This is a genomic window from Kribbella sp. VKM Ac-2569 (assembly GCF_004216905.1).
Lineage (GTDB): Bacteria > Actinomycetota > Actinomycetes > Propionibacteriales > Kribbellaceae > Kribbella.
The window spans coordinates 456,301-479,927 of record NZ_SGXJ01000004.1 but is presented as its reverse complement, the minus strand read 5'-3'; the positions used below and the strand labels follow the sequence as shown (position 1 = coordinate 479,927).

At 67.6% G+C, this 23,627-nt stretch carries 33 protein-coding genes and 2 tRNA genes; 20 read left to right on the top strand and 15 right to left on the bottom strand.

Annotated elements, in window-relative coordinates:
- Positions 1–51: 51 nt before the first annotated feature.
- Complete coding sequence (locus tag EV649_RS40945; protein WP_157996336.1) at positions 52–216, bottom strand: hypothetical protein; 165 nt, start codon at positions 214–216, stop codon at positions 52–54.
- Positions 217–260: 44 nt separating this feature from the next.
- On the bottom strand, positions 261–1,025 hold the full coding sequence (locus tag EV649_RS28870) for a phosphotransferase (protein ID WP_198682749.1): 765 nt from the start codon (positions 1,023–1,025) through the stop codon (positions 261–263).
- Positions 1,026–1,097: 72 nt separating this feature from the next.
- Here EV649_RS28870 and EV649_RS28865 point away from each other — a divergent pair, with 72 nt between their 5' ends.
- On the top strand, positions 1,098–1,532 hold the full coding sequence (locus tag EV649_RS28865) for a VOC family protein (RefSeq protein ID WP_130386750.1): 435 nt from the start codon (positions 1,098–1,100) through the stop codon (positions 1,530–1,532).
- A gap of 133 nt (positions 1,533–1,665) precedes the next feature.
- Here the strand turns inward: EV649_RS28865 and EV649_RS28860 are convergent, their stop codons facing one another.
- Positions 1,666–2,016 (bottom strand): hypothetical protein, encoded by a 351-nt coding sequence (locus EV649_RS28860; RefSeq protein ID WP_130386749.1) that lies wholly within the window; start codon positions 2,014–2,016, stop codon positions 1,666–1,668.
- Between the two features lie 283 nt (positions 2,017–2,299).
- On the opposite strand from EV649_RS28860, the gene EV649_RS28855 reads away from it, so the two are divergent.
- From EV649_RS28855 to EV649_RS28845, 3 genes are all read left to right on the top strand, one after another.
- Positions 2,300–2,608, top strand: a complete 309-nt coding sequence (locus EV649_RS28855; protein ID WP_130386748.1) for a hypothetical protein — start codon at positions 2,300–2,302, stop codon at positions 2,606–2,608.
- A 40-nt stretch (positions 2,609–2,648) separates the two neighbouring features.
- Positions 2,649–2,996, top strand: a complete 348-nt coding sequence (locus tag EV649_RS28850; RefSeq protein ID WP_130386747.1) for a VOC family protein — start codon at positions 2,649–2,651, stop codon at positions 2,994–2,996.
- Positions 2,997–3,110: 114 nt separating this feature from the next.
- The gene (locus tag EV649_RS28845; RefSeq protein WP_130386746.1) at positions 3,111–3,692 is read left to right on the top strand and encodes a dihydrofolate reductase family protein; all 582 of its coding nucleotides are present in this window, start codon (positions 3,111–3,113) and stop codon (positions 3,690–3,692) included.
- Positions 3,693–3,695: 3 nt separating this feature from the next.
- Here EV649_RS28845 and EV649_RS28840 read toward each other — a convergent pair whose 3' ends face one another.
- On the bottom strand, positions 3,696–4,361 hold the full coding sequence (locus EV649_RS28840) for a Type 1 glutamine amidotransferase-like domain-containing protein (protein WP_130386745.1): 666 nt from the start codon (positions 4,359–4,361) through the stop codon (positions 3,696–3,698).
- A 108-nt stretch (positions 4,362–4,469) separates the two neighbouring features.
- On the opposite strand from EV649_RS28840, the gene EV649_RS28835 reads away from it, so the two are divergent.
- Together EV649_RS28835 and EV649_RS28830 are read left to right on the top strand one after the other, a co-directional pair.
- Positions 4,470–5,000, top strand: a complete 531-nt coding sequence (locus tag EV649_RS28835) for a GNAT family N-acetyltransferase (protein ID WP_130386744.1) — start codon at positions 4,470–4,472, stop codon at positions 4,998–5,000.
- Between the two features lie 29 nt (positions 5,001–5,029).
- Entirely contained in the window at positions 5,030–6,064 is a 1,035-nt protein-coding gene (locus tag EV649_RS28830; protein WP_130386743.1) for a hypothetical protein, read from the top strand.
- A gap of 136 nt (positions 6,065–6,200) precedes the next feature.
- On the opposite strand, the gene EV649_RS41795 is transcribed toward EV649_RS28830, so the two are convergent.
- Positions 6,201–6,557 (bottom strand): hypothetical protein, encoded by a 357-nt coding sequence (locus EV649_RS41795; protein ID WP_241998781.1) that lies wholly within the window; start codon positions 6,555–6,557, stop codon positions 6,201–6,203.
- 97 nt (positions 6,558–6,654) lie between these two features.
- Between EV649_RS41795 and EV649_RS28820 the strand changes: the two genes are divergently transcribed.
- Entirely contained in the window at positions 6,655–7,218 is a 564-nt protein-coding gene (locus EV649_RS28820; protein WP_130386742.1) for a dihydrofolate reductase family protein, read from the top strand.
- Positions 7,219–7,249: 31 nt separating this feature from the next.
- Here the strand turns inward: EV649_RS28820 and EV649_RS28815 are convergent, their stop codons facing one another.
- Both EV649_RS28815 and EV649_RS28810 read right to left on the bottom strand, forming a co-directional pair.
- Complete coding sequence (locus tag EV649_RS28815) at positions 7,250–7,489, bottom strand: hypothetical protein (protein ID WP_241998780.1); 240 nt, start codon at positions 7,487–7,489, stop codon at positions 7,250–7,252.
- A 169-nt stretch (positions 7,490–7,658) separates the two neighbouring features.
- Positions 7,659–7,734: transfer RNA gene (locus tag EV649_RS28810), tRNA-Arg, on the bottom strand.
- 147 nt (positions 7,735–7,881) lie between these two features.
- On the opposite strand from EV649_RS28810, the gene EV649_RS28805 reads away from it, so the two are divergent.
- The 4 genes from EV649_RS28805 (at position 7,882) to EV649_RS28790 (ending at position 12,539) form a co-directional block, all read left to right on the top strand.
- The gene (locus tag EV649_RS28805; protein WP_130386740.1) at positions 7,882–8,436 is read left to right on the top strand and encodes a hypothetical protein; all 555 of its coding nucleotides are present in this window, start codon (positions 7,882–7,884) and stop codon (positions 8,434–8,436) included.
- A gap of 83 nt (positions 8,437–8,519) precedes the next feature.
- Positions 8,520–9,113, top strand: a complete 594-nt coding sequence (locus EV649_RS28800; RefSeq protein WP_241998779.1) for a hypothetical protein — start codon at positions 8,520–8,522, stop codon at positions 9,111–9,113.
- The gene (locus EV649_RS28795) at positions 9,113–10,333 is read left to right on the top strand and encodes a hypothetical protein (RefSeq protein ID WP_130386738.1); all 1,221 of its coding nucleotides are present in this window, start codon (positions 9,113–9,115) and stop codon (positions 10,331–10,333) included. Before EV649_RS28800 ends, EV649_RS28795 begins: the two co-directional genes overlap by 1 nt.
- A 322-nt stretch (positions 10,334–10,655) precedes the next feature.
- Positions 10,656–12,539, top strand: a complete 1,884-nt coding sequence (locus EV649_RS28790; protein ID WP_130386737.1) for a phosphoenolpyruvate carboxykinase (GTP) — start codon at positions 10,656–10,658, stop codon at positions 12,537–12,539.
- 61 nt (positions 12,540–12,600) lie between these two features.
- Here the strand turns inward: EV649_RS28790 and EV649_RS28785 are convergent, their stop codons facing one another.
- Together EV649_RS28785 and EV649_RS28780 are read right to left on the bottom strand one after the other, a co-directional pair.
- Positions 12,601–13,257 (bottom strand): phosphoribosyltransferase family protein, encoded by a 657-nt coding sequence (locus EV649_RS28785; RefSeq protein WP_130386736.1) that lies wholly within the window; start codon positions 13,255–13,257, stop codon positions 12,601–12,603.
- Between the two features lie 38 nt (positions 13,258–13,295).
- Complete coding sequence (locus tag EV649_RS28780; protein ID WP_130386735.1) at positions 13,296–13,535, bottom strand: hypothetical protein; 240 nt, start codon at positions 13,533–13,535, stop codon at positions 13,296–13,298.
- 151 nt (positions 13,536–13,686) lie between these two features.
- Between EV649_RS28780 and EV649_RS28775 the strand changes: the two genes are divergently transcribed.
- Positions 13,687–14,571, top strand: coding sequence for an LLM class flavin-dependent oxidoreductase (locus EV649_RS28775; RefSeq protein WP_130386734.1), 885 nt, complete (start codon positions 13,687–13,689; stop codon positions 14,569–14,571).
- 53 nt (positions 14,572–14,624) lie between these two features.
- Here the strand turns inward: EV649_RS28775 and EV649_RS28770 are convergent.
- Positions 14,625–14,714, bottom strand: a tRNA-Ser gene (locus EV649_RS28770).
- A gap of 278 nt (positions 14,715–14,992) precedes the next feature.
- Between EV649_RS28770 and EV649_RS28765 the strand changes: the two genes are divergently transcribed.
- The 4 genes from EV649_RS28765 (at position 14,993) to EV649_RS28750 (ending at position 19,084) form a co-directional block, all read left to right on the top strand.
- A complete protein-coding gene (locus EV649_RS28765) occupies positions 14,993–16,585 on the top strand; it encodes an LCP family protein (RefSeq protein ID WP_130386733.1) in 1,593 nt (530 codons plus the stop codon).
- A 256-nt stretch (positions 16,586–16,841) separates the two neighbouring features.
- Positions 16,842–17,627: a hypothetical protein gene (locus EV649_RS28760; protein ID WP_130386732.1), complete on the top strand. Its 786-nt coding sequence runs from the start codon at positions 16,842–16,844 to the stop codon at positions 17,625–17,627.
- Positions 17,628–17,661: 34 nt separating this feature from the next.
- A complete protein-coding gene (locus EV649_RS28755; protein WP_130386731.1) occupies positions 17,662–18,120 on the top strand; it encodes a hypothetical protein in 459 nt (152 codons plus the stop codon).
- 4 nt (positions 18,121–18,124) lie between these two features.
- A complete protein-coding gene (locus EV649_RS28750) occupies positions 18,125–19,084 on the top strand; it encodes an alpha/beta fold hydrolase (RefSeq protein WP_130386730.1) in 960 nt (319 codons plus the stop codon).
- Here EV649_RS28750 and EV649_RS28745 read toward each other — a convergent pair.
- Positions 19,081–19,650 carry a hypothetical protein gene (locus EV649_RS28745; RefSeq protein ID WP_130386729.1) on the bottom strand — a complete coding sequence of 190 codons (570 nt, stop codon included), beginning with the start codon at positions 19,648–19,650 and terminating at the stop codon, positions 19,081–19,083. The two genes, EV649_RS28750 and EV649_RS28745, sit on opposite strands and share 4 nt — an antisense overlap.
- Entirely contained in the window at positions 19,643–20,236 is a 594-nt protein-coding gene (locus EV649_RS28740; RefSeq protein WP_130386728.1) for a hypothetical protein, read from the bottom strand. The genes EV649_RS28745 and EV649_RS28740 overlap by 8 nt, the downstream gene beginning before the upstream one ends.
- 156 nt (positions 20,237–20,392) lie before the next feature.
- Here EV649_RS28740 and EV649_RS28735 point away from each other — a divergent pair, with 156 nt between their 5' ends.
- The 3 genes from EV649_RS28735 to EV649_RS28725 are packed head-to-tail and all read left to right on the top strand — an operon-like array spanning position 20,393 to position 21,613.
- Complete coding sequence (locus tag EV649_RS28735) at positions 20,393–20,710, top strand: metalloregulator ArsR/SmtB family transcription factor (protein WP_130386727.1); 318 nt, start codon at positions 20,393–20,395, stop codon at positions 20,708–20,710.
- Complete coding sequence (locus EV649_RS28730; RefSeq protein WP_130386726.1) at positions 20,707–21,228, top strand: SRPBCC domain-containing protein; 522 nt, start codon at positions 20,707–20,709, stop codon at positions 21,226–21,228. The genes EV649_RS28735 and EV649_RS28730 overlap by 4 nt, the downstream gene beginning before the upstream one ends.
- The gene (locus tag EV649_RS28725; RefSeq protein ID WP_130386725.1) at positions 21,221–21,613 is read left to right on the top strand and encodes a VOC family protein; all 393 of its coding nucleotides are present in this window, start codon (positions 21,221–21,223) and stop codon (positions 21,611–21,613) included. The genes EV649_RS28730 and EV649_RS28725 overlap by 8 nt, the downstream gene beginning before the upstream one ends.
- Here the strand turns inward: EV649_RS28725 and EV649_RS28720 are convergent.
- From EV649_RS28720 to EV649_RS28710, 3 genes are read right to left on the bottom strand one after another with little or no spacing between them, the layout of a single operon-like run.
- On the bottom strand, positions 21,591–21,992 hold the full coding sequence (locus EV649_RS28720) for a GNAT family N-acetyltransferase (protein WP_130386724.1): 402 nt from the start codon (positions 21,990–21,992) through the stop codon (positions 21,591–21,593). The two genes, EV649_RS28725 and EV649_RS28720, sit on opposite strands and share 23 nt — an antisense overlap.
- 7 nt (positions 21,993–21,999) lie before the next feature.
- Positions 22,000–22,230, bottom strand: a complete 231-nt coding sequence (locus EV649_RS28715; RefSeq protein ID WP_130386723.1) for a hypothetical protein — start codon at positions 22,228–22,230, stop codon at positions 22,000–22,002.
- A 14-nt stretch (positions 22,231–22,244) separates the two neighbouring features.
- Positions 22,245–22,664, bottom strand: a complete 420-nt coding sequence (locus EV649_RS28710; RefSeq protein ID WP_130386722.1) for a MarR family transcriptional regulator — start codon at positions 22,662–22,664, stop codon at positions 22,245–22,247.
- A 76-nt stretch (positions 22,665–22,740) separates the two neighbouring features.
- On the opposite strand from EV649_RS28710, the gene EV649_RS28705 reads away from it, so the two are divergent.
- Entirely contained in the window at positions 22,741–23,586 is an 846-nt protein-coding gene (locus EV649_RS28705) for an NAD(P)H-binding protein (RefSeq protein ID WP_130386721.1), read from the top strand.
- Positions 23,587–23,627: the final 41 nt, after the last annotated feature.

Sequence of the window (23,627 nt, the reverse complement as noted above, 5' to 3'; positions counted from 1 at the left end):
AACGATCCCCGCCGCGCACCCAGCGCAGCAAACGCATTTCGGGGAGTGTTCTTAAATGCGGCTTCGGTCCCTCCGCGGCCACAACGCGGCCGCGATCGTGAAGAGCAACACGGCTCCGACGAGGTCGAACAGGTTGCCCCGGCGAACCGCCGAGACGATGCCTCCAAGTCCGGCGAGAACGAAGAACACAGCGAGCAGCATCCGCAGCACAGTCATTCCCCCACCCCCTACCGGCTAGATCGGGCGTCGCCCGGAAAGCGTTACGGCACCTGACCCGAGAGCAGTGCTGTGACCCACGCGTCGTGGTGAGCCTCGATGTACTCGGCGGTCGGCCCCCAGTGGTCAGCGTGCCCCTCCGCGTAGAGCCGGGCCCAGGGCTGCTTGCCGGTGCGGTGGCCGTGGACCAACAGGTCGTACATACCGCGTGTGTGCGCCGCGATCTGCGCCGGGAAGGCACGGCGCTGCTCCGGGTCGAGCCCGTACCCGTCCGCCAGTGCACGCAGCCGCGGTCCGTCGACGTCGACGCTGCCTCGCGCCGCAAACGGTACGAACCCGTGAGCGGCGTACCCGAGGTCCCACAAGCGCGACGCCGGCCCCGCGTTGTCCCAGTCGATGAACACCCAGCGTTCACCGTCGCGCACCAGATTCCACGGAGCGAGATCGTTGTGGCAGATCAGGTCGCCGCCGGTCGGGTCGGGAACCACCGCATCCCACACGGTGTCGGCCGGCGGTCGAAAGCTTTCCATCGCATCGTGGAGTTCACGAATCATCCGACCGACACGGGCCAACTCGTCCAAGGAGAACGGAGGCAGCGTGTCGGCCAACGCGCCTGGGATGAATTCGAGGACGTGGCGTCCCTCCTCATCCCGCCGCAACGTGCGCGGCGCTCCGTCGAAGTCAGCAAGATGGGTGAGCACCGCCTCGACCCCAGCCGTCTGAACGAGCGCGGGCTTCCGCACCGTCGCGCCGATCCGCACGACCCGGTCGGCGACGTTTCCTCCGGTCAGTACCTCTTCGGCTTCCACGCCCGACATGATGCCCGGCCGGTCGCGTTATCTCGACAGACATTTGGCCGCCGCACCCTTTACGGTGGTCGCATGGCAACGGTCAGGCAGGTTCAGGTCACTTTCGACTGCGCGAATCCTGAGCGCGTCGCTCGTTTCTGGTGTGAGGTGCTGGGGTACGTCGTACCGCCGCCACCGCCCGGGTTCGAGAGCTGGGACGAGTACGACCGCGCGCAGCCTCCCGAACGTCAGGGGTCCGCGTTCGCCTGCGTCGATCCCACAGGCGTCGGCCCGCGGCTGTTCTTCCAGCGCGTTCCCGAAGGCAAGGTCGTCAAGAACCGCGTGCACCTCGACGTGCGCGTCGGCACCGGCCTCGTGGGCGAGGAGCGCCTCGCAGCACTCGAGGCCGAATGCGCACGCCTACTCCCCCTCGGCGCAGTACGCGGCCAACTCCTCCTCGCCGACGAAGAGAACGAGTCCTGCCTCAACATGCAGGACGTCGAAGGCAACGAATTCTGCCTCGACTGAGTCGATGCGCTTCTCCGTCCGCACGTTGGGACTCGAGCCCCGAAACAGACCCCACGCGCGCGGCCGACGACATGACCCAGCAACTACTCTCAACCGCCCCCGACAACTGGCCCCATACCTTCCCGTACGACCACTAGCCGGATCGCCGGTCCTGCAGTTTCGCCTGCAGCTCTTCCCAACCCGCCCGGTAGCCACTCACGGCCATCGCGCTGGCTACTCGGAGACCGTCGGCTTCGACGTCGAACACGTCCGCAGGCCAGTCATGCCGCGCGACACCCCAGAAATCGGTGAACGAACCGGCCGCGTCGGCCTGCACCAGGAACAACTCGACCATGACCCCGTCGACCTCGAACGCCCGCTTGTGCGGGAACCGCTTGGCCACAATCTCCTGTACGTCGCCACGCGCAAGAAACCCGTCCACAACCTCGAAGCCGTCAGCTGGATACAGCAGATCCACGTCCCGATGCGCCCGCGGCGCACTCAACCCAAGCAACTCCGCCGCCCATCCCCCAAACACCCAGGCCCTAACCCCAGCCCCCTCGAGCCGCCCAACGACGTACCGAACAAACTCCAGGTCATTCCTTCGAACCATCCCCGAACCGTAAATCACTCGGAGTACTACATGGACGACGACAGTCAGGCGGTAACCGAGCCGGCTGGGCGGATTGCGCGTGCCCTGCAGGCGGCGCATGAGTATCGGATCATGACGGCTCCGGCTACCGCGACGGCAATCCGCGAGGGCGAGCCACGAGGAATGGGCATGGCGGATGCTGCTCCAGGGCCGCGACCACCTGCGCTTGCTGCTAGGCCGTCGCGATGGTTCCGAAGCAGCCTGGGAGGCCGCGCCGGGGACGACCGGTCATGCAGGCTTCGACGCACTCCTCGCCGTCCTGACAGCACACGAATTCGAGGCAGCCGGCGAGGACCCGCCGGACTGGACCAAGGTCGACCCTCTCCCCGACCGCTGGATTCCTGAACACCCGTTCCTGGACCACGACGAGATCATCAACCAAACCCCGGACTACCTGGCACAAGCCAACATCTTCATCCCCGCCCGCGACCTGACGACCGCCTGACCGACACCCGCAACGTTTGAGGTTGTGGGAGGCTGCGGGGATGGGTGGGACGAGACTTGAGCATGTTCGTGCGAATGTGACTGACCTCAACGCTGCCGTCGAGTGGTACGCGAGGGTTCTCGGGTTCGAGGTGGAGGCCTACTGGCCACCGGACGCACCGAACTACGCGCACTTCGTGACGCATTCTGGTGCGACGTTCGCGGTGATGGAAGCCGAGGGACGAGGCGGGCGATTCAACTTCAGCGTTGACGACCCGGACGCCCTGTGGGACAAGGTGAAAGACCTGGCCGTGGTCGTCGAGCCACTCTTCGACACGGCTTACGGAACGCGAAAATTCACGATCGCGGACCCCGACGGCAACGAACTGGGGTTCGTGCGCAACGGATGAACTTGGCGGATCTCGGAGGAAATCTGGGAGGCGCTGTCGATTCAGGGGTGAGTTGTTCGACGTGTGAGTGAGCGGCTGTCCACGGGGTCGGCTGGAGAGTTCAAGGAGAGCGTTATGACTGCCACATATACCTTCGACATCTTCGCCAGCCTCGACGGTTTCGCGTCGTACGACAACGCCGACTGGGGGCCGTACTGGGGTAAGCAGGGCCTGGAGTTTCTGGATCGGCGGCTTGCCTTGTACGGCGAGGAACAGCGCATGGTCTTCGGAGCCGACACGTTTCGCCTGTTCGTGGAGATGATCGGCTCGAGCAAGGTGCCGGATGAGGCGCTTGATCCGGTGAACGGGCGGATGCGGAGTATGCCGACCACGGTGGTGTCGTCGACGCTCGAAGGACCGTACGACTGGCCGGACGCGACCGTCGTGAGTGGCGATGCTGTGGACGTGATCGCCCGGCTCAAGGAGGAGTCCAACGTACCGCTCCGCTCACACGGCAGCCTCTCGCTGAACCGGGCGCTGATGGCCGCCGGCCTGGTCGACCAGGTCCAGGTGACGGTCTTCCCGGTGATCGCCGGTCAGACGGGGGTGGAGCCGATCTTCCAGGGTGCGGCCGACTTCGACCTCGAGCTGATCGAGAGCCGGACGCTCGACGGCCGCACCCAAGAACTCACCTACCGGCCCACCCTGCACGTCTGACGGCTAGGCGGGGAAGGCCTTCCAGTGGCCTTCGGAGATGACCTCCGTGGTGCCGTTGGCGACCTTGATCGCGGTCTGCTCGTCGATGGCGTACGACGGACCCTCGATGCCGGCCGCCCAGCTCTCCGCGTTGGCCAGGGTGTTCTCCGGCATGCTCTCGTGGTCCAGGTGCGGGAAGATCGAGAAGTCGACGACGCCGAGCGTGCGGTCGTCCGGCGCGGACGGCCACGAGACGAAGTCGTCGCCGATCCGCGGTGTCATCACCATGCTGCCGGCGCTCACGCCGACCCAGACCGTGTCGGGCAGCGACGGCATGAGGTCGAACAGGCCTGACTGCCGCATCCAGTGGCTGAGGTACGTCGCGTCGCCGCCGTCCACCAGCAGTACGTCGGCCTCGCGGACCCACGGCACCCACTGCTCCTCGCCGACGGTGGGCAATGCGGTGAGTTCGAGGACGCCGACGGACTCCCACCCCAGGCTGGGCATGTGCCAGGGAGGTGCACCGGTGACGGAGCCCCGCACAAAGGTGGGCCCGCAGTTCGGATGGCCCCACATCGCCGTCGGGATGAGCAGCGCGCGGGACTCGGCGATCGGCTTGCCCAGCAGCTCGACCAGCGCGTCGCGGATGCTCGGGTTCGTGATGCCTCCGGACGTGAGCAGAAGATGCATACCTGACTCCTTGTCTTGGCGCCCTCGACCGGCCGCCGTTCACCTGTACTACGAACGCCGCGTTCCAGATCCGACACACTGTCAGAAATCCCCTGCTAGCGTGCGCGGATGGAACCTCTGGAACACGTGGCGTGGCCGCCCGAGCCGATCAAGACCGAGCGACTCGTGCTCCGCGAGTCCGAGGCGCGCGACCGTACGGCGTTCGTCGAGCTGCTCGCCTCGCCGGAGGTGAACACGTACCTCGGCGGTCCCCGCCCACGTGACGAGGTCGAGCGCGAGACGCCTGAGGTGCCGGGGCGGTGGCCCGGGAGTTTCGTCGTTGAGCTCGACGGGACGATGATCGGCCACATCCTGCTCAGGAGAGCGACCAAGCATCGCCCGGCGGCCGTGGGGAAGGCCGATCTCGGCTACCTGTTCCTGCCTCGGGCCTGGGGATTCGGGTACGCCGCCGAGGCGTGCGCGGCTGCCCTCGACTGGTTCGACGGCGTCCTACCTGGCGAGCCGGTCGTGCTCGCTACCCAGACCGCCAACGTCGGCTCGATGCGCCTCGCGGCGAAGCTGGGGTTCACGGAGGTAGAGCGGTTCGAGGCCTGGGGCGCCGAGCAATGGCTGGGCATGCGGTCTCCAGTTACGCCGTAACTGTCGGAGCCGGGCGTTAATGTCGCCGGATGCTGCCTGCGAGACCACTAGGCCCGGATGCCCAGGGTCAGTGGGTTCAGCGTTGGCTGTCGCCGGAGTGGACGCAGACCGCGGACGCCTGGGTGAGCGCCCGGCTCGCGGAGTACGGCCGCCGGATCAGCGGCGTACCGGTCACCTACCGGGCTCGCTTCTGGTCTGTCGTCCGCTGCTATCCGACCGCCGAAGGCCTGGTCTGGTTCAAGGAGAACAATCCGGGGCATCGGTTCGAGGCGGGTCTCGTCGCCGCGTTGGCACAGTTCGCGCCGGATGACGTGATCGTGCCGATCGCAGTGGACCGCGAACGCAGCCGGCTGCTCACCGATGACCAAGGCTCGACGCTGACGCATCCGGACGTTGCGGATCAGGCGACGCGGCTCACCGTCGTACAAGCTCTGGCCCGTCTTCAGGGCGCTCTCCTCGGCCGCCTCGACGCGACCGAGCATCCGGGCATCATCGAACTGGCGCCCACCACGGCCGGCCACCGAGTACGCGCTGTAGCGCAGGAGTGGGCGGCGCTGCAGCCCGGGCATCCGCTGCAGCTCGAGCCGGGTCTGCTCGCACGAGCTGCGCGGGCTGCCGACGTACTCGATCGACTAACCGCGTCCCTCAGCGACGTCCTTCCGCTCGACCTGGAAGTCAACGACGTCTACCCCGCGAACATCTTCGCGGACCGTTCAACCGGCGTACTGCGGCCGCGGTTCTTCGACTTCGGCAACGCGGTCTGGGGTCATCCGTTCGTGTCGCTGCACGGTTTCCTCGACTCGGTCGTGGAGTGGACAGGCGCGCCGTTGTCGCATGCACACAGAGATGCGCTGTTCGACGCCTATCTGGCCGTATGGCGTGATCACCTCGACGCGGACCCGCACGTCCTCCGGCACGACCTCGATGCGACCGAGGCGCTGGTCGGCGTACACAAGCTCGTCTCGTGGCTACGCCTCGTCCCGTACGCCGATCCGCTCGAGCTCCAAGCCCGCGCCGAGATCCCCCGGCACTACCTGGCCACCGTCGCCGCGCTGAGAGACTGAGGCCGTGACCGAATACGCTATGCCGCCGGAAGCGGCGGGCACGTTGATTGCGGGCCTGCAGGGGCACGGAGTCGCAGCATGCGTCGGCGGAGGTTGGGCTGTCGATGCACTGGTGGGGAAACAGACTCGGGAACATTCAGATCTCGACATCTGGGTCGACGCGGTCGACTTCGAAGGTCTCGTCGCAGCCTTCGCCGATCAAGGAGTCGATCGGCTCCACCCCTGGCCCGGCGACCGTCCGTGGAACTTCGTCTTGCATGATGGCCACAGTCGTCGCGTAGATCTTCACCTCTACGAGACCCTGAGCGACGGCCGACTCCACTACGGCAGCGTCAACGCGCCGTTCCTGTTCACCCGCGATGACCTCTCGGGTGTAGGCGAGATTGCCGGCGTCTCGGTTCGATGCGAACGTCCTGAGTTCGCCTTGCAGAACCACACCGGCTACGAGTTGCGTGAGGTCGACCGACACGACATCGCCGTGCTCTGCGAACACTTCGGGCTCCAACCTGTCGGATCCGGAGTGAGGCGTTCGTAGTAGGGGTGACGGACGGCCGGAGAAAGGCCGCCGGACTGACAGAAAGGCATGGCGCATGCGGAAACTGATCTACGGCATGAACCTGACCCTGGACGGCTACGTCGCCGCGCCCGGCGACGACATCGGTTGGGGCGTGCCGAGCGACGAGCTGTTTCAGTGGTGGCTCGACCAGGAGTTGGCGATCGGGCTGTTGATGTACGGGCGCAAGCTGTGGGAGGGGATGAGTTCCCGCTGGCCGACCCGCGACCAGCAGCCCGACGCCACCCCGGCGCAGATCGAGTACGCGCGGAACTGGCGGGACACGCCGAAGGTGGTGTTCTCCTCGACGATCGACAAGGTCGACTGGAACACCCGCCTGGTCACCGGCGACGCTGTAGCCGAGATCACCCGACTCAAGGCCGACGACGGCGAGCCGATGAGGGTCGCCGGCGCCACGCTCGCTGGAGCGGCCATGCGGGCCGGGCTGGTCGACGAGTACGAGATCGTCACCCATCCGGTGCTGGTGGGTGGCGGCAGTCCGTTCTTCACCGCGCTGGACAGCTGGGTGAACCTGAACCTGGTGGAAACGCGGACGTTTCCCGGCGGCGTGGTCCTGACCAGGTACGAGACGAGGCGTTGAGCGCGATTCCTTTGCCGCTGCCTCCAAGGAACTAGCTGTCCCCCGTCGCCAGTTCGTGGAAGTACGTGACGGGCTTGCCCAGTGCGTTGGCGTACGCGATCTCGCGGCGGGTGGCCTCCCCGATGTAGCCGCCGGGGTTCACGATTCGTACCTCATCTGCGAGGTCGATCCTGCGGAGGTGCAGCTGGCCCAAGGCCCGCACGAGCAAAGGGTCCAGCACAGGCGTCTCGGTGGCCTCCGGAGCCAGGACGATCGCCAGATCGAGCGTCAAGCGCGTGCGCTCGGTCGCAAACTCCCTGCTGAAGCGCAGGGAACCGCACAGACAAACGATCTTCGGGCGAGCAACCGGCACGTTGGACATGGACACCCTTCAAGAGCCGACGAACAGCCCCGGACAAGAAGAAACCCCAGGTCATCCACCTCGTGACCTGGGGTTTTGTTGGCGCGCTCGGAGGGATTCGAACCCCCAACCTTCTGATCCGTAGTCAGATGCTCTATCCGTTGAGCTACGAGCGCTGGACAACGTCGAGTAACGATACATGGAGGGGACGGGTGGAGGCCAATCGGCTCCGGAGGGAGGTCTCCGGGGGCGAATTCGGGGGTACGGCGGGGGTACGGTGCGGCGCACCCGGGGATGCGAGGTGTGGGCTCTACGATCCGCGCATGGGTATTGCGGACTTGCTCGGTGGGCGGGATCTGGGGGATGTGAAGAAGGCGGTCGGGTTCGTGATGGAGAACTCGGACGACTTCGAGAAGGTGCTGAATCTGGTGCGCGGGTTGCCGGACGACGCACTCGGACTCATCGGGAAGCTGCCGGAGCTGCTGAAGACGATCGGGTCGGGGCTGGCGGAGGCCGGTGAGCAGGCGGCGAAGGCGGCCGGCGCGCTGGTCGGGGACGACGGCGAGGGCGGCGCGCGGAAGGCGCTGGCCGGGAGCGCCGGCACGATGAACGCGGCCAAGGACAAGCTGCACGACGCGGCCGGGATGCTGGCCGGGCTCGCGGGTGAGCTCGACAAGATCCCCGGGGTCGGAGACGCCGCGGCGAAGAAGCTGAACGACGGGAGCGGCCAGATCGGCGGCGTCGCGACCGAGGTCGAGGCCCTGGCCGGGAACTTGCAGGACCTGTCCGGCATTCTCGCGACGGTCGGCGAGGCGCTGAACGGGCTCGGCACGAAGCTCACCGAGTCGGGCGGCTCGGTGAAGACCCTCCTCGGCTGACCGCTGACCACGCAGGCAGTTCCGACCGGCGCGTGTCCGTGTTGAGTCCGCGGGAGGACCTTCGCGTGGTTAAGGTCGCGGGCATGGGTAGTCGACTGGTGCGGGGTACGGCGATCGGGTGTGGTGTGGCCGCGCTGGTGGGAGGTGGGGTCGGGTTCGCGGTCGGGGAGCCGGTGACGCCGAAGGACATCCTGCCGGCGCGGGCGCTGCCGGCGGACCTGTGCGCGCGGATCGGGGACGTGGCGAATCTGTTGCCCAAGGCATCGTCCGGTCCGGTGACGATGACGCAGGGCGGGACGACGACGATCAGCTGCACGGCGGCCAGCTCGCGGCAGAAGGTGCGGGCGTACACCTCGGCGAGCGTGAACGTCACGATCACGGCGTACGGCGGGCTGGACGCCGGCGCGGGGAATGCGCCGTTCACGCCGACCCAGGTCGCGAACCGGACGTTCAGCCGGTCGACGCTGAACAAGTACGACGAGAACCGCCCGTACCCGACCAAGGTCGGCCGGACCGCGACCGGACTGGCCGGTGAGTCCTGGACCGTGCACACGCTGGTGCAGCGCGCGGACATCGTCGTACTGGTGGACTACAAGGCCAACCCCGTGGACGCGGACACGGCGCAGAAGGCAGCGCTGGCCCTCGCGGACCGGGCGATCTGGGAAAGCAAACAGTGATGAACAACAGCACGCCGGAGATCCCGGGCTACCAGTTCGATCAGCGGATCCTGCTGCACCCGCTGGCGGAGTTGTGGCACGGCCGCACGTTCACCGGGACGGACGTGATCGCACTCGTCCTCAGTGAGGAAGGCGCCCGGAACGCGACCGTGGTCGACCGCCTCACCAAGGCGAGCCGCAACGCCGCACTCGAACCCGGCCGGCAGGAGACCCCGCTCTGGGCCGCCAACTTCAACTCCGGCCGCCCGTACGCGATCACGCAACTGGTCCACGGCGAGACCGGAGCCGAGCGCCTCGTCGACCCGCTCGACGGCGTACTCGGGAACGACGACGAGTCGCTGCAGGCCGTCCGCAACCAGCTCGTCGGGTACGGCGCGACGCCGCCGGTCCTCCCGCCCGGGGACAACACGCCTAGCGGCAGCATCCCGTCGTACGTCGACCGCCCCGAGCAGACGTCACCGGAACAAGGACAAGAAGCGCAGCCGCAGTCGAAGATCGAGGTCGCCCGCCAGTACCGCCGCAAGATCGGCGCCTGGATCTACGCCGTCGTCGCGGTCGTCGTGCTGATCGTGTTCAGCATCGCCTACTCGATCGGCACCGCGATCGGCGGGAGCGTCAAGGAGGAACCGGCCGAGGCCGCCCCGCCGCCGGCCGTCAGTCCTGAGCCGATCGCCTCGAGCGTCCTGATCCCACCGATCAACCGCGTGACGACCGCGCCGTACAAGCGGTCCGACGGATCACCCGGCGTCTTCGGCGCGACCTACGCGGCCGGTGCCGACGTACAGGTCGTCGCGAACGCCGAGCTCCCGTTCGCGGTCGGCTGGCCGCGGCCGCCGCAGGTGAGTTTCCTCGGTGAGTCGTCGCAGCTGATCCTGCGGCGGATCGTGACCAGGAACGACTACGAACCGGGCGGACTGAAGAACGCGATGCAGGCGCAGTTCGCGCTGCATCCGTGCGCGAGCCTGGCCAAGTGCCTTTCCGACCGGCCGACGTTCGACCAGCAGTGGACGAAGCTCTACAAGACCACCGCGCCGGCGACCGCGAAGGACGGGCGGACCTGGCTGACGGTGTCGACGAAGACGCCGTACACGATCACGATGACGCGCGCGTTCCAGAGCGGCGGGCAGTGGTGGCTGGTCGGCGCGATGGTCTACGGCCAGCAGGCCGAGGCCGCGGACATCCAGCGGCTCGTGAACGACATCTGGCGGCAGACCAGCTGAAGCACCGGAAAATCTCCTGGAACGGCCCGCGCGAACAGCGCGGGCCGTTCTCATTTTCACAAGCTGAACCGGAAAGCGATTGTCGCGAAAAGTTTGTGACCGGGTTCACGTTCTAGGGGTTCTCAGCACTTGCGTCGATCCCGTACCGTAGTACCACTTGCACACTGGTATACGTCCACTGGACGCACTGGTCTGCGAGAGATCACACCGCCAGCCAGCTGAATCGAACCGCCGGAGACCCCGGCGGCCGGAGCCGTACCCCCTCAGCGTCGAGGGGCCGCACGGTTGCCGGCGCCGACAGCCGAGAGGGAATGAGCCGCCGATGACGACCACCGCCAGCCCGACCCATACCGAAGCCGCCGCTCCCGCCGTCGCCAAGGAGCCCCTCAAAGCCGAGGCACCGTACGACCTGACCGACGCACCGACCCGCCACGCCGGCCTGCTGGCCTGGGTGGCCGAGGTCGCCGCGCTCACGCAGCCCGACCGGATCCACTGGGTCGACGGGTCGGACGCGGAGTACGCCAAGCTCACCGACGAACTGATCGCGGCCGGCACGATGGTCCGGCTGAACGACGAGAAAAAGCCGAACTCGTTCTGGGTCCGCACCGACCCGTCGGACGTCGCCCGGGTCGAGCAGCGCACGTTCATCTGCTCGGTCGAGGAGAAGGACGCGGGGCCGACCAACAACTGGATGGCGCCGGCCGAGATGAAGGCGACGCTGACGGAGCTGTACCGCGGTTCGATGCGCGGCCGGACGATGTACGTCGTCCCGTTCTGCATGGGCCCGTTGACGGCGGACAAGCCGATGTTCGGCGTCGAGATCACCGACTCGGCGTACGTCGTCGCCTCGATGCGGATCATGTGCCGTACCGGCGCCGACGTCCTCGAGAAGCTCGGCACCGACGCGTCGTACGTCCCCTGCCTGCACTCGGTCGGCGCGCCGCTCGCGCCCGGTCAGCAGGACGTGCCGTGGCCGTGCAACGACGAGAAGTACATCGTCCAGTTCCCCGAGGAGCGGGCGATCTGGTCCTACGGCTCCGGGTACGGCGGTAACTCGCTGCTCGGCAAGAAGTGCTACTCGCTGCGGATCGCGTCGGCGATGGCTCGGGACGAGGGCTGGCTCGCCGAGCACATGCTGATCCTGAAACTGATCTCGCCGGAGAAGAAGGTCCACTACATCGCGGCCGCCTTCCCGAGCGCATGCGGCAAGACGAACCTGGCGATGCTCGACCCGACTCTGGAGGGGTGGGAGGTCGAGACGCTGGGCGACGACATTGCCTGGATGCGCTTCGGGAAGGACGGCCGGCTGTACGCCGTGAACCCGGAGTTCGGCCTGTTCGGCGTGGCCCCCGGCACCGGCTGGAAGACCAACCCGAACGCGATGCGCACCATCGAGAAGGGCAACTCGGTCTTCACCAACGTCGCGCTCACCGACGACGGCGACGTCTGGTGGGAGGGCTACTCGCCGACCCCGCCGGACCACCTGACCGACTGGAAGGGCCGCGAGTGGACGCCGGCCTCGGGCGAGCTGTCCAGCCACCCGAACAGCCGGTTCTGCACGCCGATCAAGCAGTGCCCGATCATCGCCGACGAGTACGACGACCCGAACGGCGTACCGATCTCCGCGATCATCTTCGGCGGCCGCCGCGCGACGACGGTCCCGCTGGTGACCGAGTCCCGCGACTGGGCGCACGGGGTGTTCATGGGCGCGACGCTGTCCTCGGAGACCACCGCCGCGGCGGTCGGCCAGGTGGGCGTCGTACGGCGCGACCCGATGGCGATGCTGCCGTTCCTCGGGTACGACGCGGGGCAGTACTTCGACCATTGGCTGACCGTCGGCAAGCAGCACGACGCGGCGCAGTTGCCGAAGATCTTCTACGTGAACTGGTTCCGCAAGGACGAGGCCGGCAAGTTCGTCTGGCCGGGCTTCGGTGAGAACAGCCGCGTGCTGAAGTGGGTCATCGATCGGATCGAGGGCCAGGCGGACGCCGTCGAGACCCCGATCGGCCGGGTACCGGCCGCGGACGCGCTCGACGTCAGCGGGCTGGACCTGACCGCGCAGGACCTGGAGATCGCGCTCGACGTCGACGTCAAGGAGTGGAAGGCCGAGATCCCGCTGATCGAGGAGTGGTTCGCGAAGCTCGGCGACACCGTTCCGACCGAGCTCAAGGTCGAGCTCGACCACCTGAAGGCCCGGCTGGCCTGACGAACACCGGCCGCCGAGTCGGAAGCCGGCGGCCGGGCCAAGTACAGCGCGGTGCCCTGGATCATCCGCCGGGGCGCCGCGCTGTACTTTCTGCGAGCACCCGCCGTACCTCGTCGTCGCTCACCGGTGAGAAGTCCCGGTACGCCTGCCCGACCGCGGTGAAGTACTGCGGGATCCACGCGCACACCACCTGATCCGCGACCCGCGACAGCCGCCGGCAGCTCTCGATTCCGCCCACGGGTACGGCGACGATGACGCGCGCCGGCCGATGGCGTCGTACTGCTTCTACCGCGGCCCGCATCGTCGCGCCGGTCGCGAGGCCGTCGTCGACCAGGATCACCACGCGATCCCGTACGTCGATCGGCGGCCGGTCGCCCCGGTACGCCTGCTCGCGCCGGCGCAGCTCCCGCACCTCCTGCCGGCGTACGTCCTCGAGCGTCTCCGGGTCGACCTCCGCCGCGATCGGCTCGTTGCGGACCACGTGCAACTCCTCGCCGACGCCGGCGATCGCGCCCATCGCCAGCTCCGGCTGACCGGGTAACCCGAGCTTGCGCACGATCAGTACGTCGAGGTCGGCGTCCAGGACGTCCGCGACCGGAGCCGCGACGGGTACGCCGCCCCGCGCCAGCCCGAGGACCAGCACGGAACCGCCGACCGATCCGAGCTCGTCGGCCAGCACGCGGCCCGCGGCCGCCCGATCCGGGTACGGCCTCCTCATACCGCCCATCATCCACGGACGGCGGCGCCTTGGGAGGGTCAGTTGTGTGGGGCCGTGGTCAAGCAGACCCGATCGGCCGGGACGCGGACGGTCTGCTCGGACCCCGCGCGGTCCACGAACTGAACGAGCGCGACCCAGCCGTCGGCGCAGTGCAACCGGCCGATCAACCACGCCGCTGACCAGCGGCCTTCGAGCTGGACGAGCACGTGCGCGGGCAGGCCGACGCCGAGCAGCGGCCGGGGATCACACGCGGTCGTCGGCGGTGCGAGAACGGTCATCTGTCATCACCTCTCGAGATCCGATGCCCGCGCCTCACCGTGACGTCGCACCCCGGGCGCTTGCTGGTACCCAGGAAATGTTTCGGACACGGCACCGAACTGTCACGACCTCGACCCGATCGGCGGGCCGCGGTGTGGGTACGTTGAGCGCATGAAGATCGGTGTGATGCTTCCGCTCGGAGCCGGCGACGGGCCCGATGGCGGGATGGCTGGGTGGAAGGACGTGCGGGCGGCCGCGGAGGCGGCCGACCAGAGTGGGCTGGACTCGGTCTGGCTCGCGGACCACTTCCTCTACCGGGATCCGGAGGGGCAGGTCTTCGGCATGCACGAGAGCTGGACCCTGCTGAGCGCGATCGCCGCGGTCACGTCCCGGGTCGAGCTCGGCAACATGGTGCTCTGCGCGTCGTTTCGCGACCCCGGTCTGACCGCGAAAATGGCCGCGACCCTCGACGAGGTCTCCGGCGGCCGCCTGACCCTAGGCGTCGGCGCAGGCTGGCACGACCCCGAGTACGAGGCGTTCGGCCTGCCAACCGACCACCGCGTAGGCCGCTTCACCGAGTGGCTGGAGATCGTCGCCCGCCTGATCCGAGGCGAGACAGTCACCTACGAAGGCACCTACTACAAGGTCCGCGAAGCCAACCTGGACCCGGCCCCACCCCACCAGATCCCCATCCTGGTAGCCGGCCACCGCCCCCGAATGATGCAACTGATCGCCGAATGGGCCGACGCCTGGAACACCGCTTGGTACGGCGCCCCGACCCTTCAGGTCGAAGAGCGCCTGGAAACCCTCCGCCAAGCCCTGGTTACCGCCGACCGCCCCCAGGAAGCAGTAACCCGCACCGCAGGCATCATCGTCCGCGACCCGGACCAACCAGCCCATGACCCCAACCCCAACGCAATCCCGGTACAAGACCTCCCCCAGACCGCAACGGCGTACCAGAAGCTAGGCGTCAGCCACCTCATCATCTCCCCCGAACCGATGACCCCACGCTCCATAGAACGCATCGCAGAAGCAAAGCGAGAGCTGACCAGCTGAAAAAGGCCGGAGCTCCCTGCTCTGCGCTTTCTGCAGACAGGGAGCTCCAAGAGCGGAGGCGGCGGGATTTGAACCCGCGAGAGGGGGTAACCCTCAACCCGCTTAGCAGGCGGGCGCCATCGACCGGACTAGGCGACGCCTCCTCCGACGGTCCACTCACGGAGCGGACACGACGACGGCCAAGAGTATCTGCTCGACCGGTCCGGGAGCAAAGCGGGTCGGCGAGCACGCTCGGTCGCTGACACGGCACGTTGCGGTAGTAGCCCGGAGCCCCTGTACGCTGGCGAACGTCGACGGGGGTCGCCAGCATCACGTCAACCAACGCGTCAACCAAGTTGGTGTCGTGGGCGTCTGAAGTACCGTGGACCGCTTCGCGCGGCCGACGGAATGGTCGTGACGTCGTCGATCAGGGAACGGAGCTATGTCGCGGAGTACTCGCGCAGCCGGTCGGAGGGCAGCGCCACGTGCCAGCCGGTCCCGGGCCCGAACGCACCGTGCCCGGACGGCGTCGAAGGCGATCAGCCTGACGCTGCTCAGCGCCCTGGTCCCCGGCACGGGGCTGCTGATGGGCGGCCGGAAGAAGCTCGGCGCGTTCATCCTGACGATCAGTGTCGGACTGCTGCTGATCGGCGCGTACGTCGGTCTCACGCACCGCGACTCCGTGCTCGCCCTGCTCGTCTCCCCGCGTCAACTGCTGATCGCGACCGGCGCCGTCGTACTGCTCGGGGTCGGCTGGATCTGGACCGTGGTCGCGTCGCACAAGCTGCTCCGCCCGGTCAGCATGACCTACACGGGCCGGCTGGCCGGCTCGATGTTCGTCGGGCTGCTCTGCTTCGCGATCGCCGTACCGACGACCGTCGCGGCGCAGACCGTGATGGCGCAGCGTGACCTGATCGGCAGCGTGTTCCAGTCCGAGGGGAACTCGAAGAGCGCGACCCGGCCGAAGGTCAGCAACGCGAAGGACCCGTGGGCGAACACCCCGCGGCTGAACCTGCTGCTGCTCGGCGCGGACGACGGCGTCGGCCGGACCGGGACGCGTACCGACACGGTGATCGTGGCGAGCATCGACACCAAGACCGGTGACACCGCGCTGATCTCGCTCAGCCGAAACTGGATGCGGATGCCGTTCCCGGAGGACTCGCCGCTGCACAAGGTGTACCCGGACGGCTTCTGGGACCCGAACCTGGGCAACGTCGAGCAGCCGGAGTACTACCTGGACGCGATGTACGAGAACATCCCGAAGGCGCATCCGGGGATCCTCGGCCAGACCGACAACGAGGGCGCGGACGCGGTCAAGCTGGCCGCGAGCGCCGCACTCGGCCTGGACATCGACTACTACATGCAGGTCAACCTGGCTGGGTTCCGGCAGATCATCGACGCGCTCGGCGGCATCACGGTGAACGTGAACTACCGGGTGCCGATCGGCGGCGACTACGGCGCCGGGCCCGGATCGAACACCGAGAAGAAACCGAGCGGGTACATCGAGCCGGGTCCGAACCAGAAGCTCGACGGCTACCACGCGCTGTGGTTCGCGCGCGGCCGCTTCGGCCTGAGCGACCCGTCCCGGCAGGAGCGGCAGCGGTGCACGATCCACGCGCTGGTGAACAGCGCGAACCCGCAGGCGCTCGTGACGTCGTACCAGCAGATCGCCAAGGCCGGGAAGCAGCTGCTGCGCACCGACATCCCGCAGGACATCCTGGGGGCGTTCATCCAGCTCGCACTCAAGGTGAAGAACGCGAAGGTCACCAACATCGACCTCGACAAGAACAAGAACTTCCCGACCGGCAAGAACCCGGACTACACGGCGATGCAGGAGATCATCCAGAAGGCGATCGCCCCGAAGACCGCCCCGGTCGCCTCGACGCCGACGGCGAAGCCGACCAAGGCGCCGACCTCCGGCTCCACGAAGCGGCCGACCACTCCGTCGAAGACGACCACCGCCCCGGGCGCCGCGGAGAACCTGAACGACGCCTGCGCGTACAACCCGAGCGAGACCGGCACCGGCGGTAACTGATCCGGCTTGGTGAACCCCTTCCAGGGAAGTATTGGACCAAAGTGAAGATTGGTCACACCTGGGGGTGACAGTGAGGCGTTCGGTAGCGGTTGTGGTCGGGATTGCGGTCCTGGCCTGCGCAGGATGCAGCGGCAAGTCGGAAAGTGGTGACGCGCCCTCAGCAGGGGGTACGACGACCAGCACCAGCGAACCACCGCCCTCGTCGGCGGCTCCCACGCCGGCCCCGAAACCGACACCGACTGCCGTAGCGCTCTCGGTGCCGATGTACCAGCGGGCGCTGACCAATGTCGAGAAGGTTCTCAAGCCGTACGTCGCGCGCGTGATGAACGCACAGACGGTCGCCGCGTTCGACGCATCCCGCGCCCAGCTCGCGGGCGCCGTCGTACTCGAACGCAGCGAGCTCGTGAAGATCACGCCGCCACGCGGCCTGGTGTCCGCACATCCCCAGGTCCTCGACGCCTTCGACGCCTATGCCGGGAACGTGGCCACGGAGCTGACCAGAGCCGGGACGACGAAGACCAGCTGCGGTCTACCGAAGGCGCTGGACGTCCGGCTGTACGAGGCGAAGAGCGGCGTCCGGTTCGCCTTCGCCGAGCTCGCGCAGGGCGTGCAGAAGTCGATCGGCAAGGGTGTGAAGTTCGGTGCGCTGTCGGTGCCGGCGAAGCTGGCCCAACCCGCCGTGCTCGGTGGCCGGGGTGAGAACGGCGACGTCTTCCAGCGGTCCGGCTCGCGCGGCTCCGGCTCACTGCGGATCACCAACGCCGGCTCGGACATCGTGGTCGTGGTCACCCCGAGCAGCCCGCGCAAGCCGCAGGCGTCGATCTACGTCCGGGCTAACAAGTCGGCGACGCTGAACGGGATCCGCGGCGACTACTGGGTCTACTACAAGACCGGGACGAACTGGGACGCGAAGAACAACCGGTTCACCGAGAACTGCTCGTACTCGAAGCTCGAACGGTTCCTGGACGGGTCGTACTCGTGGTCGCTCACGCTGAAGTCGGTGGCCGGCAACACCTCGGAGTCCGAGACGGAAGCCTTCTGACCCGGTCACTCCGGGCGGATGAGATCCTGTGGCGATGCGTACGACGTACCGGATGCGGTCGGGACGGTTCCTCGGGATCCTGGCCGCCGGGCTGATCATTCTCGGGGTGGCCGCGGTGCTCTGGGCACTGGGACTGCCGGGCGTCGCCGTATCGGTGTTCGTCACGCTCGGCGGGATGATCGCGCTGGCCGGCCTGTGGATCCTGGCCCGGCCGCCGAAGGTCGCGCGGCTCCGCGACGGCGACCTCGAGGTCCGCGGCCTCCGCACGCCCTGGACCGACATCACCGAGGTCGGCCGGGTCGAGACCACCCACGGCGAGGCGATCGTGCTGCGCACCAAGAATCCCGACCACCCGATTCTGCTGCCGATCTCGTGGCTGGCGCCCGGGAAGGCCGAGAGCCTGGAGACCGCGCTGCGGGACAAGCTGAACGCGGCCCACGGGTACACGATCTGGGACGGGACTGCGCCCGAGGACACCAACAGCGCAGAATGATGCGGTGCTTTCCTTCGAGCTGTCGTACGACGAACTGCTGGCTTACCAGGGCACGAACCCGCGGCCCGCGGACTTCGACGCGTTCTGGGACAAGGCGCTCCTCGATCTCGACTCGTTGCCGGCCGAGGCGGAGTTCGTCGACGCCGTCGATTTCCCGCTGACGACGGCGACCGCGCAGCACCTCTACTTCACCGGGACCGGCGGCTACCGGGTCCACGCGAAGGTACTGCGTCCCGCCGAGCCGACCGGGCCGGCCGTGCTGCTGTTCCACGGGTACGGCGGTGAGCAGCCGGCCTGGGTCGAGCTGCTGCCGTACGCCGCTCGCGGGTTCACCGTCGCGGCGCTGGATGTCCGCGAGCAGGTCGGTTTCCGTACGCCGTCGCAGGCGTCGAACAGCTTCTCGCTGCAGCACCACCTGGTGCACGGACTCGACGACGGGCCGGACGGGCTGCTCTACAAGCACGTCTTTCTGGACACGCGGCGCTTGGCGGACCTCATCGGCGGGCTGCCGGAGGTCGATGCGGCCCGGATCGCGACGACCGGATGGAGCCAGGGCGGTGGACTGTCGCTGGTGGCGGCGGCGCTGACACCGACGATCAAGTACGTGGCGAGTGTGTTCCCGTTCCTGTCGGACTACCAGCGGACATGGGACCTGAACCTGGAGACGTCGCCGTACGACGAGATCGTCACGTGGTTCCGCAAGCGCGACCCACGGCACCTCCGCCAGGAGGAGATCTTCACCACGCTCGGCTACATCGACATCCAGAACCTGGCACCCCGGATCCAGGCCGAAATCACCCTCTTCACCGGCCTCGAGGACCAGATCTGCCCGCCGTCGACCCAGTTCGCCGCCTACAACAAGATCCAGTCCCCCAAGGAAGTCCGCACGTACCCCGACTTCGGCCACGACGACCTCCCCGGCGCCCACGACGCCATCTACCAACTAATCGGCACCAAGCTCTAGGGCACGATCCATGGCTGGTACATCGAGTGCCGGACAACCTCGTAGACGATGCGTTCGTCCTGCCGGCGTTCGATGGCGGCGATCCACGCTCGGGACAGGTCCTCGGGCTCGTCGCCGATGAGAACCACGATCCGGTTCCGGAGGGTGTCCCAGAATCCTGCCAGCCCACCGTCAGCCGGCCCCCATTCGTGGGCGTTGCGGAAGATGTCGTCGGCGAGTTCGAGCAGTTCCTCGCGGGAGTACCGGACCGACTCGAACTCGACGGTGAAGTCGGCCGGCTGAGCGAGGACTGCCCGCTTCACTGCCTCCACCTCGGGTTCGGAGCCGTCGACGGCGCCGACCAGGCGGACGGTGAGGACGCGCGTCCGGTGATCCCAGGACAGCCCTCCGTCGGGCACCGGCCCGGCCTCGACGATCGGACGGATCGCGTCGATCTGCTCCGCCACGTCGGCTTCGCCGGTGATGTCGAGCAGCACCGGTTCCTCGTTCGGCGGGACACCTTTCGTCCTCGCCACCTCGTAGCGGCCCGGGTACGGCGCAAAGTTCGGATCGCCGGTGTTACTCATCGGGCCCAGGCTCCAACGCTGGGCTGTCTGGGCTGCCTTCGCCTGTGGAGCGGATGGTTTGGAGGACGACTCTCGGGTCGTGGAGGCGGTTGATGGCGCGGATCAGTGTGGCGGCGTACTCATAGTCGGGATCGACCTGTAGCAGGACTCGGTTGATCGTAGGATCGAAGCCGCCGCCTATACCTGAGGCGCCTGCCCATCGGCGCTGGTGCTGGAGGAGCCGTGCGGCGAGCTCATCCAAGTCCTTCGCGGAGTACTGGACTCGGACGAAGTTGACGCGCATCCGCGTCGCGCTCCGCGCTATGAGGGATTTCGCCTGCAGGAGGGCTGCGCTGCTGGTCATCTGCACGGTGAGCGTCTTCGTCGACGCGTTCCACAACATGCCCCCGTCGTACGCCGCCAGCGGCTTGAGCAAGCCCGCCAGGCGATCCCGCTCCGCCGACAGGTCCCAGTCACCAGTCACATCCAACGGCACCGACCACTCATTCCGCGGCGTCACCTTGGGATCGTCAGCCGCAGCCCCGGTCACCAGCGACCCGGCCAGCGCCACCCCGGCCCCCACGATCGCGAACCCTCGGGTCCTCACAGCTCGATGCTAGTACCGCTCCAACCGCCGTGGTCGTTTGCGCGCTAGCGGGTTTGTGTCCGATGGCGGGATGTAGGAGGCCAGCGGTGACATAACCCGCCACTGGCGCCTTAGGTACCTTTGTGGTTACGTACCCGAGTGGGTACATTAGCCGTCATGGACCTGGTGTTGCAGGCGTTGGCTGATCAGAGTCGGCGGACGGTGCTGGAGATCTTGCGAGATCATCCCGCGACGGCCGGTGAGTTGGCGGATGCGCTACCGATTGCGCGGCCGGGTGTGTCCCGGCACCTTCGGGTGCTGCGGGAGGCCGGGCTGGTCGACGTACGGCAGGAGGCGCAGCGGCGTATCTACACCTTGCGGCCGGAGGCGCTCGTCGAGGTGGACGAGTGGCTGGACGGGTACCGCGCGCTGTGGCGGAACCGGCTGGATGCGCTGCACACCGAGATCGCACGAGGGAAGAAGGCGTCGCAGTGAGGATCACCGGAACGATGCGGGCTTTGGACCGCACCCGTGGCGCGGTCCGCGTCGAGGACGTCTACGACACGGATATCGACGACCTGTGGGCGGCATGCACCACGCCGGAGCGACTCGCGCGCTGGATCGCCGAGGTGTCCGGCGCGCTGCACGAAGGCGGGACGATCCAAGCCGTCTTCACCAGCACGTGGAACGGTCCGGCCAGGATCGAGGTCTGCGAGGCGCCGCACCACCTGCTACTCACCACGGAACCGGGCACCGACGACGAGAGCCAACTCGAGGCCTGGCTCACTCCGATGGGGTCGCAAACCAAGCTGGTGGTGGAGGAGCGCGGCCTGCCCATCGGTTCGCTCCACTTCCACGGAGCCGGCTGGCAGGTCCACCTCGAAGACCTCGGCCGCTCGCTGGCGAATGACGGTCCAGCACACGACGGCGGCTGGTCGGCGGAGGCGCCTGCCCCGGCCTGGCACGCGCGGTGGACCGAACTCACCCCGGCGTACCGGAGGACCGATGTCTGACAACATCAGCCTGGAAGGGATCACCGTCAACGCACCCGATGCCCTCGTCCTGGCACAGTTCTACGCTGAGATCACCGGTGGAGTCGTCCGCGGTACGTCGCATTGGGCGTCCATCTCGGGGCCCAACGGGGTCATCTCCTTCCAGCAGGTCGACGACTTCCGGCCGCCACAGTGGCCCGGCAACGACGTACCGATGCAGATGCACCTCGATTTCCTCGTCGACGACCTCGAGGCGACGGGCAAGAGAGTCCTGGCCGCCGGAGCCAAACTGCTCGACTTCCAACCCAACTCCGACCACTGCTACGTCTACGCCGACCCGGCCGGCCACCCGTTCTGTCTCTCAACCTGGGACACCGAAACAGCTACAGCAGGAACCAGTAGTTGACCGTCGCCCCTTGCGTCGCCAGGCCTCCACCCAGCGAGTCGTACAACTTGCGCGCCGGAGCATTCTCGGCCCCGGTAGTGAGGAACATCTTGGTAGCACCGGCGGACCGGCCAGCGTCCATGAACGCGCTCGTCAGGGCGCGCCCGATGCCCTGATTTCGGTAGGCCTCGACGACCGCCAGGTTGTGGAGATAGAGCATGGATACACCGTCGGGCCGTGGCAGCAGATAACCCCAGCACCAGCCGGTGACCTTGTCCTCGGTGGTCGCCACGAAGGTCAGCGTGCCGGGGGCGGTTAGGTAGTCAGGGTCGGCGTCGGTGTTCAGGAAGGTACGGACGGCGCGCACAAGCAGCTCGGCATCCGGCGTGACAAGGTGCACCGATGACTCAGTCCCGCTGCAGTGCGGCGTTGATGGCGGTGGTCAGCACCTCGTCGTCGTCGGCCTGCCAGGTGTGGTCCTGCGCGCACGTCCAGTTGTCGGGTTCCGCAGGGATGACGCAGCCGAACAGGCGGACCTTGCCGGCTGCGGCCGCTTCGCGCGCAAGCGGGGTCGGCAGGCCGTAAAGGATCGGCACTCCCCGTTCTCCGCAAACCGGGCAGACCGGTACGTTCGCCATACCGCCAAGGTACTTCACGGCCCGTCCACCAACACCTGGTTGATCTTCGCGAGCGCCTTCATCAGCTGGGCGCGTTCGGTCTTCGTGAGCGTCGCGGTGACTCGGTCCTCGAGCTGTTGGCGCTCGGCCTCGATGGGCGCCTGGAGCGCGCGGCCGGCCGGTGTCAGCCACAGCCGCACGAGGCGATTGTCACGTGGATCGGGCCGGCGTTCGAGCAGGCCTGACTCGGCCAGCCTGGTGGCGAGTTTGGTGACGGCCGGCGTGGTCACGTTCACCGCAGCGGCGATCTCCCCCGGCGTACGGCCGTCCTCCGCCCACAGCGCGGCGAGCAGGTGGTCCTGCCCGAGCCGCAGTCCGTGCCGCTGTACGGCGGCATCCGCGGCGGCCCGCAGCAACTTGGACGTCTTGCTGTGCAGTTCCAGGAACTCGGGCATCGGCAGACTCCTTGACGATCAAATCGTTTACCGGTTAACGTTCTCGACGACTCGTTAACCGGTAAAGGAGTTTGTCATGTTGTTGATCACCGGCGCCACCGGACACGTCGGTCGCGCGCTCGTCGAGGAACTCAATCGGCGCGGCGCCGAGTTCCGCGCGCTTGTCCGCAGCCCGCGGCCGGAGGTGCCCGCCGAGCAGATCGTCGGCGATCTCGACGGACCGCTCGACCTGCGCGGTGTCGACAAGGTGTTCCTGCTCGTGCCCGGCACCGGTCTCGAGCACACGACCAACGTCGTCGCGGCCGCACGTCGCGCCTGCGTCCGGCAGATCGTGTACCTGTCCTCGTACGCCGTACTCGGCGACCCGATCCCCGCGATGGGACGGTGGCACCACGAGCGTGAGCAGCTGATCGCGGACTCGGGGATCGCGGCAACGTTCCTGCGGCCGACCGGCTTCATGACGAACACGTTCGACTGGCTGCCGACGATCCGCGCCGGCGGGTACGTGCTCGACCCGATCGGGCCGGGACGAGCCGCGCCGATCGACCCGGCGGACATCGCGGCGGTCGCGGCGACGGTGCTCGTCGAGGACGGCCACGAGAAGCAGGCGTACACGTTGACCGGCCCCGAGGCGTTCACGGTCGCCGAGCAGGTCGCGATCCTCGGTACGGCGATCGACCGCACACTCGACGTACGCCCGATCGCGACCCCCGAGGAAGCGGTTCGATTCCGTTATCCAGAAGGGGCTCCGGCCGAATTGGCGGCCGCCCTGATCGAGGGCCTGACCCTCATGCACGCCGACACGATCGGCTTGCGAACCGACGTCGCACGGCGTCTGACCGGACGCGCGCCGAACACGTTTTCCGCGTGGTGCAAGGAGAACGCCGGGCAACTCTCCGAGGAGAGTTGCCCGGCGCCTTGAAAGTAGCTCCGCAGTGCCGGCCTGGTGAGGCATGGTCAGTA

Coding starts and splice junctions, on each gene's coding strand:
- EV649_RS28765 (WP_130386733.1), top strand. CDS start 14,993: ATGTCGCGGAGTACTCGCGCAGCCGGTCGGAGGGCAGCGCCACGTGCC.
- EV649_RS28820 (WP_130386742.1), top strand. CDS start 6,655: ATGCGGAAACTGATCTACGGCATGAACCTGACCCTGGACGGCTACGTC.
- EV649_RS28775 (WP_130386734.1), top strand. CDS start 13,687: ATGAAGATCGGTGTGATGCTTCCGCTCGGAGCCGGCGACGGGCCCGAT.
- EV649_RS28705 (WP_130386721.1), top strand. CDS start 22,741: ATGTTGTTGATCACCGGCGCCACCGGACACGTCGGTCGCGCGCTCGTC.
- EV649_RS28780 (WP_130386735.1), bottom strand. CDS start 13,535: ATGACCGTTCTCGCACCGCCGACGACCGCGTGTGATCCCCGGCCGCTG.
- EV649_RS28840 (WP_130386745.1), bottom strand. CDS start 4,361: ATGCATCTTCTGCTCACGTCCGGAGGCATCACGAACCCGAGCATCCGC.
- EV649_RS28710 (WP_130386722.1), bottom strand. CDS start 22,664: ATGCCCGAGTTCCTGGAACTGCACAGCAAGACGTCCAAGTTGCTGCGG.
- EV649_RS28850 (WP_130386747.1), top strand. CDS start 2,649: ATGGGTGGGACGAGACTTGAGCATGTTCGTGCGAATGTGACTGACCTC.
- EV649_RS40945 (WP_157996336.1), bottom strand. CDS start 216: ATGACTGTGCTGCGGATGCTGCTCGCTGTGTTCTTCGTTCTCGCCGGA.
- EV649_RS28745 (WP_130386729.1), bottom strand. CDS start 19,650: ATGAGTAACACCGGCGATCCGAACTTTGCGCCGTACCCGGGCCGCTAC.
- EV649_RS28845 (WP_130386746.1), top strand. CDS start 3,111: ATGACTGCCACATATACCTTCGACATCTTCGCCAGCCTCGACGGTTTC.
- EV649_RS28805 (WP_130386740.1), top strand. CDS start 7,882: ATGGGTATTGCGGACTTGCTCGGTGGGCGGGATCTGGGGGATGTGAAG.
- EV649_RS28800 (WP_241998779.1), top strand. CDS start 8,520: ATGGGTAGTCGACTGGTGCGGGGTACGGCGATCGGGTGTGGTGTGGCC.
- EV649_RS28715 (WP_130386723.1), bottom strand. CDS start 22,230: ATGGCGAACGTACCGGTCTGCCCGGTTTGCGGAGAACGGGGAGTGCCG.
- EV649_RS28835 (WP_130386744.1), top strand. CDS start 4,470: ATGGAACCTCTGGAACACGTGGCGTGGCCGCCCGAGCCGATCAAGACC.
- EV649_RS28855 (WP_130386748.1), top strand. CDS start 2,300: ATGCTGCTCCAGGGCCGCGACCACCTGCGCTTGCTGCTAGGCCGTCGC.
- EV649_RS28735 (WP_130386727.1), top strand. CDS start 20,393: ATGGACCTGGTGTTGCAGGCGTTGGCTGATCAGAGTCGGCGGACGGTG.
- EV649_RS28865 (WP_130386750.1), top strand. CDS start 1,098: ATGGCAACGGTCAGGCAGGTTCAGGTCACTTTCGACTGCGCGAATCCT.
- EV649_RS28725 (WP_130386725.1), top strand. CDS start 21,221: ATGTCTGACAACATCAGCCTGGAAGGGATCACCGTCAACGCACCCGAT.
- EV649_RS28790 (WP_130386737.1), top strand. CDS start 10,656: ATGACGACCACCGCCAGCCCGACCCATACCGAAGCCGCCGCTCCCGCC.
- EV649_RS28830 (WP_130386743.1), top strand. CDS start 5,030: ATGCTGCCTGCGAGACCACTAGGCCCGGATGCCCAGGGTCAGTGGGTT.
- EV649_RS28795 (WP_130386738.1), top strand. CDS start 9,113: ATGAACAACAGCACGCCGGAGATCCCGGGCTACCAGTTCGATCAGCGG.
- EV649_RS28755 (WP_130386731.1), top strand. CDS start 17,662: ATGCGTACGACGTACCGGATGCGGTCGGGACGGTTCCTCGGGATCCTG.
- EV649_RS28785 (WP_130386736.1), bottom strand. CDS start 13,257: ATGAGGAGGCCGTACCCGGATCGGGCGGCCGCGGGCCGCGTGCTGGCC.